The 11,584-nt window shown below is 41.5% G+C and carries 12 protein-coding genes; 4 read left to right on the top strand and 8 right to left on the bottom strand.

Features of this window, described 5'->3' with window-relative positions; all coding sequences use genetic code 11:
* Window positions 1-135 precede the first annotated feature (135 nt).
* Window positions 136-1,443 (top strand): NAD(P)/FAD-dependent oxidoreductase, encoded by a 1,308-nt coding sequence (locus HWQ38_RS21915; protein WP_292797731.1) that lies wholly within the window; start codon window positions 136-138, stop codon window positions 1,441-1,443.
* A 287-nt stretch (window positions 1,444-1,730) separates the two neighbouring features.
* Here HWQ38_RS21915 and HWQ38_RS21910 read toward each other — a convergent pair whose 3' ends face one another.
* The 5 genes from HWQ38_RS21910 to HWQ38_RS21890 form a co-directional block, all read right to left on the bottom strand.
* Window positions 1,731-1,958, bottom strand: coding sequence for a DUF2949 domain-containing protein (locus HWQ38_RS21910; RefSeq protein WP_292797729.1), 228 nt, complete (start codon window positions 1,956-1,958; stop codon window positions 1,731-1,733).
* A 511-nt stretch (window positions 1,959-2,469) separates the two neighbouring features.
* Window positions 2,470-2,970 (bottom strand): DUF192 domain-containing protein, encoded by a 501-nt coding sequence (locus HWQ38_RS21905; protein ID WP_292797727.1) that lies wholly within the window; start codon window positions 2,968-2,970, stop codon window positions 2,470-2,472.
* Window positions 2,971-3,069: 99 nt separating this feature from the next.
* Window positions 3,070-3,756, bottom strand: a complete 687-nt coding sequence (gene nblR / locus HWQ38_RS21900; RefSeq protein ID WP_292797724.1) for a response regulator transcription factor NblR — start codon at window positions 3,754-3,756, stop codon at window positions 3,070-3,072.
* Between the two features lie 395 nt (window positions 3,757-4,151).
* Complete coding sequence (locus HWQ38_RS21895) at window positions 4,152-5,069, bottom strand: NAD(+) kinase (protein ID WP_292797722.1); 918 nt, start codon at window positions 5,067-5,069, stop codon at window positions 4,152-4,154.
* 130 nt (window positions 5,070-5,199) lie between these two features.
* The gene (locus HWQ38_RS21890) at window positions 5,200-6,198 is read right to left on the bottom strand and encodes an SDR family oxidoreductase (protein ID WP_292797719.1); all 999 of its coding nucleotides are present in this window, start codon (window positions 6,196-6,198) and stop codon (window positions 5,200-5,202) included.
* A 54-nt stretch (window positions 6,199-6,252) separates the two neighbouring features.
* On the opposite strand from HWQ38_RS21890, the gene HWQ38_RS21885 reads away from it, so the two are divergent.
* Window positions 6,253-6,405, top strand: a complete 153-nt coding sequence (locus HWQ38_RS21885) for a hypothetical protein (protein ID WP_292797717.1) — start codon at window positions 6,253-6,255, stop codon at window positions 6,403-6,405.
* Between the two features lie 62 nt (window positions 6,406-6,467).
* Here HWQ38_RS21885 and HWQ38_RS21880 read toward each other — a convergent pair whose 3' ends face one another.
* Window positions 6,468-6,572 carry a PetM family cytochrome b6-f complex subunit 7 gene (locus tag HWQ38_RS21880; protein ID WP_118167852.1) on the bottom strand — a complete coding sequence of 35 codons (105 nt, stop codon included), beginning with the start codon at window positions 6,570-6,572 and terminating at the stop codon, window positions 6,468-6,470.
* Window positions 6,573-6,778: 206 nt separating this feature from the next.
* On the opposite strand from HWQ38_RS21880, the gene pdxA reads away from it, so the two are divergent.
* Entirely contained in the window at window positions 6,779-7,870 is a 1,092-nt protein-coding gene (gene pdxA / locus HWQ38_RS21875; protein WP_292797707.1) for a 4-hydroxythreonine-4-phosphate dehydrogenase PdxA, read from the top strand.
* A 776-nt stretch (window positions 7,871-8,646) separates the two neighbouring features.
* Complete coding sequence (locus HWQ38_RS21870; RefSeq protein WP_292797705.1) at window positions 8,647-8,964, top strand: hypothetical protein; 318 nt, start codon at window positions 8,647-8,649, stop codon at window positions 8,962-8,964.
* A gap of 3 nt (window positions 8,965-8,967) precedes the next feature.
* Here HWQ38_RS21870 and HWQ38_RS21865 read toward each other — a convergent pair whose 3' ends face one another.
* The gene (locus tag HWQ38_RS21865; RefSeq protein ID WP_292797702.1) at window positions 8,968-9,939 is read right to left on the bottom strand and encodes a protein rep; all 972 of its coding nucleotides are present in this window, start codon (window positions 9,937-9,939) and stop codon (window positions 8,968-8,970) included.
* 193 nt (window positions 9,940-10,132) lie between these two features.
* Window positions 10,133-10,852 (bottom strand): response regulator transcription factor, encoded by a 720-nt coding sequence (locus HWQ38_RS21860; RefSeq protein WP_292797699.1) that lies wholly within the window; start codon window positions 10,850-10,852, stop codon window positions 10,133-10,135.
* Window positions 10,853-11,584: the final 732 nt, after the last annotated feature.

Below are 11,584 nucleotides of genomic sequence, written 5' to 3'. Positions count from 1 at the left end.
GGAGCAAGAATCTTGTTTCTCATCTGGTATATTTGCTTTCACTGAGATGCTCCCATTTATTTTCTCAAAGCAATTACTTTTCATCACATCAAAGCCTGATATTTTCTTGACTTTACTAGGACTAGGTGTTGACAAATGGTTAAGCGAGTTGTAATCGTAGGTGCAGGGCCTTCTGGAGTTCTTCTTGCTCATTATCTACTACGTCGAGATGATCACTATTATGTTGAACTCTATGAGCGTCGCAGTGACCCACGAACAGTTGCATTTTCTCAATCTAGAACCTTTCCACTCGTCCTGAATGAGCGGGGAATGAAGGCGTTAAGCAAACTTGATGGAATCCTTGCAGCCGTGAAAGCAGTGAGCTTAGAAAGTACTGGCTCACTTAATCATCAAAAAAATGGCAAAACGCAACTTCTTGGAAGACGAAAACCCCTTTTGACTCTGAATCGTACGCAATTGGTGATCACGCTGTTAAAAACTTTGACTGAGCAATATAATAGCGATCGCCTCAATATTCACTTTGACCATCAATGCAAGGAAGTTGATTTTGAGACAAAAACAGTCACTTTTGAAAACACAGCAGCCAATTCTACAGTAGAAGTTACCGTTGATTATGACTTATTAATTGGTGCAGATGGAGCGCGATCGCAAGTTAGAGAGCAGTTTCTCTCAACAAAGGATTTTGAGTTGGAACAAAAATACATTCCCTCTGCTTACAAGTCCATCTTTGTGGCTGGTGAGGGTGTAACATCCCTCAAACCAGGCTACATCCATACTTGGAGAGCGAACAACGGAATTTTAGCAACACTGGTGCATGACATAAATGGCTCGATCGGTGGAGTTGTTAGCTTTCCTCACAAGAACAACACCATCGCTAATCTTTCTACAAAAGAGGAAGTATCGCAATTCTTTGCCGATTACTTTCCAGAAATTGCTCAACTTTTATCAGAATCGGAAGCTGAAGCATTTCTGAATCGTCCAATCTCAACCATTTTGAAGATTCGTTGTAATCGCTATCATCATGGAGAGAGCGTTTTACTGATTGGCGATGCGGCTCATGCGACTTCTCCTTCATTAGGTCAAGGCTGCAATGCTTCCTTTGAAGATGTAGCTTTTTTTGATCAGTTATTAGATGAGTATTCTGATAACATTGCCGAGGCGATCGCGCAATTTACCCTACGTCGAAAGCCAGATACTCACGCCCTAGTCGAGCTAAGTGACTATGCCTTTCCGTTATCTGGCAAACTACTCTTTTTCGAGCTATTTATTAGACTACGAACTGCTCAATTTTTGCATCAACTATTCCCCAAATACTTCTCACCTTCATTGTTTCAACTCCTCTCAGAAACAACCACACCCTACTCAGAAATTTTGAATTCTCATCAGGGTTGGATTTCCAAGGTCAAACAGGCAAACGAGAAGTTCTTACAAACACAACATTAACAATTCAAAATTCCAAAATAAAACTGTCTAAGATGGGAGCAGTGCCAATTAATTTGCACCGCCCAATCCCAGATGGGTTTGTGATCAAACAAGTCAGGGTAATCTCCAAAGCATCGGGATGGTACACTCAATTGATTTTGCAGTGTGATCTTTGTGTCCCCAATATCATACTTCAAGGCTTGTCTATTGATATTTATATGGGTTTGGAAAAGTTTTTGGCTCTATCTAACGGCAAATTAGTAAAAAGACCGCCTTTCATTTTGAATTTTGAATTTTGAATTCCTTACTTATGCCGTCTCCAGCCAATCATAAATTTGTTCTAACTGCTCTAAAGTAACCAACCCATACTGCCAGAGAATCATTGCCAAAGGGCCTGGATCTTGCTCTCGATGTCGAAGTGCCACCGCCAGTGATGCTGTGGAAATTGCCAAATCTTCTTCCAAAAAATGAATCAGTCGGGAATATTTTGATGGTGACATTTGTATCTCACCTCCTTGTGCAGAATGTATTGTCATATATGAGTTCACGATTGCTTGGTAGCCAGTAGCCAGTATTTTATCTATCACTGTGCCGTTATCGGCTATACACCCTAGTACAGTTTTTTTGATCTGCCTTCAACAGAGACTTCTCATAAAAGGTCTGAGAAATAGAAATTTTCGTGCAAATCATCTGCTTGAGAATCGAGCAGTATTTTTACTTAGTTAAATTAGCTCCATCTTGTTTACTTTTGTGCTTTATTTAATTACATATCTAGTAACAAAGATTCCATAGCCTATACTCTCTTATTGGCGACTATTTACACTAACGCCGAAGGGAATATTTTTATAACCAAACCTGAAGACCGCGATTTCAGCTTGGAGACAGTAGAATTTTAGATTATTACCACAGTTTTTAAATAGTAGCGTTACAAGTGACTGTTCTACCACATAAAGTGACATTTTTTACAAAAACAACATATATTGCCACTGTGTGTGTAGGTTTTCAACACAGTAACTACCAAAATCTTTATCCCTGTAAAGTACCGAATCACAACTGAATTTTGACAATATCGCCCACTTTCAACTTCAATTCGGCAGCTCTTCCAGAGCGAAGTTCAATCACCTTATCGATTGGTGTATTGGGGCCATAGGTAGGACAAGGGTCATTTGCACAAGGAGGTGCAGCAGCCTGAATATATTTAACTACACCTTTATGTAGAAATACCATATCCAAGGGCATGGGTGTATTCTTCATCCAGAAACTGACTGGTTGTGCTGAAGGAAAGCCAAACAGCATCCCTCGGTTATCTGGCAAAGCTGGTCGATACATCAACCCCATCTCTTGCTGTTCTGGAGTCTGCGCTACCTCTAATTGAATCGTTGTGCCATTAGGAACAATGGCTTTAGCAGTAATTGGTAGTGTTTGACCTTTAGGTGCTGGAGTTTGAGAAGCAGAGGTGGGAGTGGGAGGTTTAGCCGTTGTTGGTATGGAACAGCCCATCAGCAAAATACTCAGCAACATCGAGAGCAAACTTAACCGACGAGTCATATAGTTTTTTGATTTTGTAATTTAGATTTCAATTTTACAGAATTTACGGCGATTTGTATTTGAATAGACCAGCTTGTAGAGACGTTTGATGAAATGTCTCTAAGATTCTCTTAAAACGTAGCCGACGCCGCGCACTGTCTGAATGAGGCGCTTTTGACCTTCATCTTCAATTTTTAACCGCAAGTAACGGATGTAGACTTCAATTACATTCGACTCACCTAGAAAGTCGTAACCCCAAACATTTTCCAGAATTTGTTCGCGGGTTAACACCTCACGGGGATGTTCCATTAAGAATTTTAATAGTTCAAATTCCTTCATTGTCAAGTCAATTGGGCGTCCGTTGTGTATGGCACGGCGAGTTGCTATATCTAAAATCAGATCCCCAAAGCGTAACTGCTCGGTGGTATCCACATCGGGTTTTAGGTAGAGACGAATCAACTTCAAAAAGTCTTCCGAACGGTAAGGCTTAAGGATGTAATCATCTGCTCCAGCTTCTAGACAAGCTACCCGATCATCGACTGTATCCCTTGCCATTAAAATCAATACAGGCGATCGCAAACCAGTGCTTCTGAGATTTTTGCACAATGAGAGTCCTGATTCTCCTGCTAGCATCCGGTCTAAAACAATTAAAGCAGGTTGGCGATCGCGACAGTGTTGCAAACCACTGGTCGCATCGTGAGCCAAAATTGATTCATAGCCGGCTTCTTGCAAATCGCCAGAAAGCTGATTTGCTAGGCTCTCATCGGTTTCAATCACCAAAACACATGGACTTTGAGCAACTGTCATAAGAATTTGGGATATTAGATTTGGGATTGTAAAGATATTCCAGTGAAAATCTTTACATCAGTTAAAAGTGCAATTACGAGTTTTTAGTGATGAAGCAATCCTGATTTGACACGCTGCTAAGGATCTTTTAGCACGTTCAGGTGTCAGCCATCGATTTCTCCGATGCAATCTTAATAACTAACTCCAAATACCATCCCTACACCAGTAATTCTGGAAGGAAATCAGTAAATTGGGGAGTGGGCTTGCCGTGAGCGTAGTCGAATGGGAGTGGGGAGTGGGGAAGATGAGGGAGACAAGGGAGACAAGGGGGACAAGGGGGACAAGGAGAATAACCAATGCCCAATGCCCAATGACCAATGACCAATGACAAATGACAAATGCCCAATGCCCAAGAACTAAGGCAATTCTACCGAAGTTGGTTTAGCTATATGTGGCAAACCCCAACCTAATTTTTCTCGCAAAATTCGGAAAAACTCAGGCGGTTGTAGGCGAATAAATCGGACACTATATTGCGATCGCTCCATGTACACTCGGTCTTCTGGTAGGATATAGCACCCGCCATTACCATCTACCACCATCACCAGCCGAGGAATATTTACTGGGTAGATATTAACCGATTCCGTATCTGGAAATACCAATGCTCTAGAAGCTAGGGAATGGGGACAAATGGGTACTAGCTGTAAAACAGGTACGCCAGGAGTCACCACTGGGCCACCAGCACTCAATGAGTAAGCTGTAGAACCAGTAGGCGTAGAAACAATCACACCATCCGCCGCAATATCTACTGGCGCATGACGCCCTATGGCAATTTCAAAATGGCACATAGACGTCAAAGGTTCCCGATGCAGAACCATTTCATTCAAGCAGAGGGCTTCCCACAGCACTGAATCTCCCCGAAACACTTTGACGGTGAGCATAGCTCGTTCTTCAATTTCATACTCACCCGCCATCGCCTGTTCTAGTGCTTGGGGCAATTGATTCAGGAAAGTTTCTGTCAAAAATCCCATGTGGCCGGTATTCACTGTTAGCAGTGGAATACCACAGGGGGCTACTTGACGAGACGCTGCTAAAACAGTGCCGTCTCCCCCTAATACCACTGCAAACTTCATATCTGAATCAAAACCAGGAGGTGTCAGACCGTCAATCGGAGTGTGGCACACAGGACTCTCAGGGGTAGAGTAGCCCAGTATTCCACCGATACTCGATGTGATACATACATTCCAACCGGCTGCGGTTAGCTTGTCTTTCAACTCGATAGCGACGCGACCCGCTATCGGTTTAACGTCGTTGTAGATAATGCCTGCTTTCGGCACACTCAAATATCCAAATTTAGGCGATGCTCTTTATTATGTAATCCTTACACATTTTTGGTCATGTAGTCATTAATCTAGAGTCAAATGTCCAGAGTCTAGAGTTTAACGACTCATGTCTGTTTTGTAATGACTATTGACTATTGGCTTTTGAAGACTGTTTAAAAGGAGTTTTTTTAGGTTTCTGCTTTTTGGTTTTGTTTTTCTGGTAGTCTAACTCTTTGAGCTTTTTCATTATTCGGCTGAAGTACTCTTGTAGATAGCTTTCTAAGGTTGTGGTTTGTTGCTGATCTAAACCAAAGACTGTATATACTTCATCCATTGAAGCATTTAACTGTTTACCACTAGCCAAGACTTCTGTAAACGCTAACCTGTCGGCTACGTTCCATCCCCACTGAAAGAACCGCATTAAGCCCCGCACAGCCCGTAGTAAGTTTATTGGCATCCGTGTTACTCTGGCGTCTTTTCCAGATAAGCGTTCGCACAGGCTGATAATTTCTTCTGCACTCCATGCACGAGTACCGACTACAGGAAAAGCTTGGTTTTCGGTTTCTGGTACACTCAATGCTCGGATCGCAAACTTCGCAATGTCCTGAGTGTCCATATAAGCGATAGGAGAAGAATTGCCTGTTACCCAAACTGGCTGTGCTTCCAAAATGGGAATCCCGTACTGACCGATTAACCCTTGCATAAAACCAGCTAGCCGCAAGATGGTGTAATTCAAGCCCGACTCAGCCAGGAAGAGTTCTGTACACCGCTTAATTTCCATTAGCGGTACTTTTGGGTATTTATCAGCATCTAAAATCGAAAAGAAGATAAAACGCTCTACACCTGCTGCTTTTGCAGCTTGAATCAATGCTACTTTGCCGTCCCAGTCCACTTGTTTGATACTCAGTGAATCTGTAGGGCGAGATGTTGACGCATCAATAACTTGGGTTACACCTTCTAATGCTTGGGCTAGGCTTTCGGGGTAACGCAAATTTCCTGGTACGAGTTCCGCACCCCATTCTTTGAGAAAAGCTGCTTTTTTACTGCTCCGCACAAGACAGCGTACCTTATATCCCTCATCGATTGCACGACGAGCCACTTGTCTTCCTAAGGTGCCAGTTGCACCGACGATTAATAATGTCATGAGGGTCGTAATAAATTTTAATGTTTTATGAAAAGAATGTTATCAGAATAACCTATGCAAACAAAAGTTTACATCTTTTCTCAGAAAATCAATTTATCTGGAGAGATTTATGAGAAAATGGCTGTCCGGTTAACGGACAAGCTTTTTTCCCATTTCGATGAAAAAGGGAGTGGAGAAGGTGGGGCCCCCTCTGGGGATAAGGGGTAATGGGGAGTGGGGAGAATAAAAACTCTTAACTCTTAACTCTTAACTCCTAACTCCTAACTCAATTATTCTTCTGTGCCCTGAATTTTCAGTAACAATGCGCCTAAGCCCCAGCCCACGAAGATTAAACCGAAAGACAATAGAGCTGCATTCAAAAGTTCGCCGCCCATTGGTGTGATTCTCCTTATGCAAAGTGGTGTGTAAACTAGGTCTACCAGAAGCTTTTCAATAGTTGCTGTACGATTAGACCTGTGTAAATAATTTTAAACTACTTTAGTAGGTAATCCCTACTGGTTTGGGGGCAATCCCTACTGTTGAGAGAAGATGAGATGGGTAAATTGGGAAAATTGGATGATAAGAATTATGAAGAGATTTTATGTATCAAAATAATCAAGGTAGTTTAGTAAATTTTAGCCAAGAGAATCGTCCGCGTTTGGCGCTGACGCTGGGAGATCCGGCGGGGATTGGACCAGAGGTGATTTTGAAAGCTTTAGCAGATCCGAAAATTGGTCAAAAATATGACGTTACAGTGGTGGGTAACAGGGATTTGCTGGCACAGACTTATTACAAACTGAATTTAACTGAGAATTTACCACCTTTGGTAAATCCAGACGAGTTGTCAGTCATTGATGTGCAGTTGAATGGAGAAATTAAAGGTGAAATTATCCCAGGAATAGGTAATGCGGCGAGTGGTGCGGCTAGTTTTGCGTATATGGAATGTGCGATCGCTCAAACACTCGCTGGTAAATTTGATGGTATTGTCACCGGGCCGATCGCTAAATCTGCTTGGAAAGCCGCAGGATATAATTATCCAGGGCAGACGGAACTTTTGGCACAGAAATCAGGTGTTGAGCGTTTTGGGATGTTATTCGTAGCGCGATCGCCCCATACTGGTTGGACACTCCGCACCTTACTGGTTACCACACATATTCCCCTACGTCAAGTAGCCGATACGTTGACACCGCGATTGTTGACAGAGAAACTCGATTTGTTGGTGGAGTGTTTGCAGAGGGATTTTGGTATAGATAGAGGGAGAATTGCGATCGCCGGGTTAAATCCCCACAGTGGCGAACAGGGACAATTGGGACGTGAAGAACAGGATTGGTTAATTCCCTGGTTGGAGCAAGAGCGGCAAAATAGACCACAATTGCAACTAGATGGGCCGATACCGCCAGATACGATGTGGGTTAAACCTGGTCAAGCTTGGTATGGAAATTCTTTAGTCCAAAATCCGGCTGATGCTTATCTAGCACTTTACCACGACCAAGGCTTAATTCCTGTGAAGCTGATGGCCTTTGATCGGGCAGTTAATACTTCTATTGGTCTTCCTTTCGTTCGGACTTCACCAGACCACGGAACAGCGTTTGATATTGCGGGTAAGGGAATTGCTGATGCTATGAGTATGAAAGCAGCGATACATTTAGCGGCTGAGTTGGTTAGTCAAAGGTTGGCGATGGGGTGTAGTTAAAAGTTATTTGTTGCAATATTTACTAGGAGTAATGCTTACTTGAATTTTGAAATTATCGGAGACATCACCAATATTGAAATAATTGCTGTTGGTAACTCCATTCGTGAACTCGAACGTTTGCGTAAAACTTATGGTTCAGGACGGTGGCGGAAACTTTAAGGCTTTGCAAGCATTAGCTTAGACGACAAAAGTGTTTATCAAGCCCACAAAATTGGTAAGAAAGAAATCAAAATAAAAAACTCCACCCACAAGGGGATGGAGTTTTTAGTCATTAGCCATTAGTCATTAGTCATTGTTATTTACCAATCTATTTTGAGATTTTATAACTTTATCATCGAAGGTATTTACTAGCTTCAAGTAAAGGCAATTTATAAATACTAGTCATCTATTTTCGGGCGACTGGTATTTATTTTTTTTGATTTCTTGCTTAGAGGAAGAATAGGTTGACCTCTAAAAGTATATGAAGGAAATAAATAAAGAGTTTTACTCCAATAGTCGTGGAGTGGAATAGACTTTAAATATTTTTTTCTGAACGCTTCGCGCTGAAGAAATAAAGAATAGGCTAACAGGCTAACGCCTGGAAAGTGTGAATGAAGAAAAAGATAAATAAAGAGTTGTACTCCAATAGTCGTGGTGTCCACATGCCTTTAAATATTTTTTCTTAAACGCTTCGCGCTGAAGGGGGAGTGAACTGACTAATTGTAACCATATTTCCTATTGAGTCACTCTTTAGCTCATAGAGGTTTCTTTTTTTTGACAACTCATGAGGTTTTAATATGCCAGAATTCTTGATTAATCTTTGTGAAATTCCCGGTGTTCCTGTTGGACGTATCTTTGTTCCTCACTCTTTCACAACTAAGCCTAATTTTCTTCGTTGGTATCAATCTGTTGAGATTCGCCGTGTCACTCCTTATGTTAGTGGGAAAGTGATTTGGTTTATTGCTCCTATTTCTGAATATCATCGTCTTGCATCTTTTTATCCACACCATCGCCATGCAGCTTATACTCACTATCTTTTGAACTCTGCTTCTACATTCTTTAAGGGGCTGAAACCACCGCACCTGCTTGATAGTGAGTATCTTGACTTATCTTAGTTATCACTCTATATTAAATCTTTGTAACTTGCGCTCCCATCGGAAATACAAACTTTCTCCATCCACCTCGTCTGTCTCTTCACTTTCATCAATGAGATCTTGGTTTTTCTCCTCTAATTCGCGCATATACTGCCTGAGTATACCCCCAACAGCGATCGCTCTACTTTTATGCAGTTGACGGGTTAACTCTAAAAACCATTCTCTATCACCCACCAAATCTGACTCTTTTACCTGATACTTGAGGATTTCTGGGATAAGTAGTGACGGGTTATGATGTTTAGCGATCGCGCTAGTATGAATAATTGGCTGGTAATTAATGCGTAAGCACTGCTGCCACAACGCTATCCATTTGGCATGACTGAAATACGAAGGCGGCACCATTACCAAAATATGTAAATGCGGGTGTGCTGAAACTCCATCTCTACCTTTAGTTACTTCTATGGATTTCACCCAACCTTTCCCAGTCCATACCTTCAATTCAGTGAATCGCTTAAAAGCTTTATTCATCGAATCCAAATTTTCCCTGAGTTCCTCAATCTGGCAATTTTTTACAGTCAAGGTAACAAATAGCCAACGGTGCTTAGGGTAATCAGTGACAACCTGTGGGAGAATTTTGTAAGCTCTTGCTTTCCACATGAGCGAGCGTCGCCACTGACAAACCGGACAATGACGAACTCTACAGAATCGCGCATCTAATAACTTTAACTTGAGAATACCTTCCGATTCGTCTGGCACTAATTGAAACTTCAGCAACTCGGAACACATTCTCATCCGCCAAGCATATTGCTGAAAAGAATTTTCGTCTGCTTTGGCGTAATAATGCAAGACTTTATCAGTATTAGCTCTGTGTTTATCCCAGATTTTACCTATACGCGAAACTTCGGATAAGCTCTGTACATTTAGATTTTGTTGGAACTTATCTTGAGACGATATATTAAAAGCAATAAAGTTACTGTCTGAGGCTTGAGCAGACACAAAATTACCAAATCAGTTTGTATCAACTTCCCAAATTAACGCAAGTTAGACAGTCAAGCCTCAGTAAAAGTATTTAGGTAAATCAGATGTGATGAGAATTCATAATTATTACCCCATGCTTAAATAAGATTTTTTCTCTCCATTAATAAACAATGATGCAACTACTCATTAATTACGAATTACGAATTACGAATTACGAATTAGTAATCTCGTCTGGCACTTCAAACTTGTAACCATAGCCCCGCACAGTTTTAATAAACTCCGGTATGCTGGTATCGACTTCCATCTTCTTACGCAACTGACCAATATGCACATCAACCACCCGGCCATCTCCTACGTAGTCGCAACCCCAGATTTTTTGGATTAGCTGTGGGCGACTCCAAGCCTGATTAGGATGACTTGCCAAAAAATGTAAGATATTAAATTCCAGCGCTGTTAAAGTCAGAGGCTTATCATTAAGTGTTACCTCCCGACCCTCTGGGTTAATTGCTAGCTGCTTGAAAATGATACGTTGTGATGGGGAGGGATTGATGTAGCGTATGCGTCTTAACAGAGCTTCTACTCTAACTTCAACTTCTGCAAGACTAAATGGTTTAGTCATAAAATCATCAGCACCTGCGCTTAAGATTTTAATTTTATCAGCCTCGTCAGTCCTACTAGTCAGAATCAGCACTAAAACATTAGTACGACTCTGCATTTCTTGGCAGAGGTTATAACCATTGACATCCGGCAAATTCCAATCCAGAATCACTAAAGCTGGGTTGAATTGCTCAAACAACGATAAGGCGCTCTTACCATCTGCTGCTGACTCTATTTGATATTTCCGACTTAAAAAACGATTGACGAGATTTCGCACGCCGAAGTCATCATCGACGATCAGAATTTTGGGAGTAGTAGCGGTAATCATAACCATAATGCTGCCTATTGTAGATTGAGCGATTCGTTGTTAGTCCAGTTTTGCTTTACGTGTTTATTGAAAGTGTATTCACGCGCGTCTCTGGTGAGTACGATCGCTATTGTAGTACTTGTATACAATTAATTTTCCATGAAGTTTATGAAAACTTCAGCGATCATCATGGTAATAAAATGTATAATTTTTAACTTTCTTACTTAAGGTAAGTGTAATTTAAGACCATCTTGATCACCGCAAATAGTCCAGAGAAACACTAAACGCCACGGCAATTGCTACAACTTTGTCAGAGCAACGCCCTCCCTGATTAGTTAGATATCTATAACGCCTCATAAACGAAGCCATAAGCCAATTGAGATTCTAAACTCCTAGTTACCCAAATGTACTCTAGCCAACGGGTATGTCCTTTTGAAGGGGGTCTACGAAAATTTACTCAGCGTGCATTTACATATAGCTACTCTCTTAAGTATATAGTATACTACAAGTTTCAGCCTGAAACTATGACAAGCCAATGACTGAGAGTATTTACCACAAGGCATAAGGGCAGCAAAAACAGCTTTAACAGACAAAAAGTCAGCATAAACAGGACTTACGCAAACAATAGCCGAAACCCTAATTTTCTTCTTAGGGGTTGTTTGAAAAGATTGGGCGAATAGAATTCGCTACTACACAAACAAAGTCCACACTTCGACCCTTCTCTACGAGACGCTACGCGAACGACAAAGCTCAGGGCAA

The organism is Nostoc sp. NMS7, assembly GCF_017115085.1.
GTDB lineage: Bacteria > Cyanobacteriota > Cyanobacteriia > Cyanobacteriales > Nostocaceae > Nostoc.
The sequence above is the reverse complement of the archived record's forward strand: the minus strand, read 5'-3'. Positions and strand labels throughout refer to the sequence as shown.

What these genes read in the sequence shown, in the direction of transcription:
- pdxA (WP_292797707.1), top strand. Translation starts at nt 6,779, where the DNA reads ATGTATCAAAATAATCAAGGTAGTTTAGTAAATTTTAGCCAAGAGAAT.
- HWQ38_RS21905 (WP_292797727.1), bottom strand. Translation starts at nt 2,970, where the DNA reads ATGACTCGTCGGTTAAGTTTGCTCTCGATGTTGCTGAGTATTTTGCTG.
- HWQ38_RS21870 (WP_292797705.1), top strand. Translation starts at nt 8,647, where the DNA reads ATGCCAGAATTCTTGATTAATCTTTGTGAAATTCCCGGTGTTCCTGTT.
- HWQ38_RS21910 (WP_292797729.1), bottom strand. Translation starts at nt 1,958, where the DNA reads ATGACAATACATTCTGCACAAGGAGGTGAGATACAAATGTCACCATCA.
- HWQ38_RS21880 (WP_118167852.1), bottom strand. Translation starts at nt 6,572, where the DNA reads ATGGGCGGCGAACTTTTGAATGCAGCTCTATTGTCTTTCGGTTTAATC.
- HWQ38_RS21890 (WP_292797719.1), bottom strand. Translation starts at nt 6,198, where the DNA reads ATGACATTATTAATCGTCGGTGCAACTGGCACCTTAGGAAGACAAGTG.
- HWQ38_RS21860 (WP_292797699.1), bottom strand. Translation starts at nt 10,852, where the DNA reads ATGGTTATGATTACCGCTACTACTCCCAAAATTCTGATCGTCGATGAT.
- HWQ38_RS21915 (WP_292797731.1), top strand. Translation starts at nt 136, where the DNA reads ATGGTTAAGCGAGTTGTAATCGTAGGTGCAGGGCCTTCTGGAGTTCTT.
- nblR (WP_292797724.1), bottom strand. Translation starts at nt 3,756, where the DNA reads ATGACAGTTGCTCAAAGTCCATGTGTTTTGGTGATTGAAACCGATGAG.
- HWQ38_RS21885 (WP_292797717.1), top strand. Translation starts at nt 6,253, where the DNA reads ATGCAAACAAAAGTTTACATCTTTTCTCAGAAAATCAATTTATCTGGA.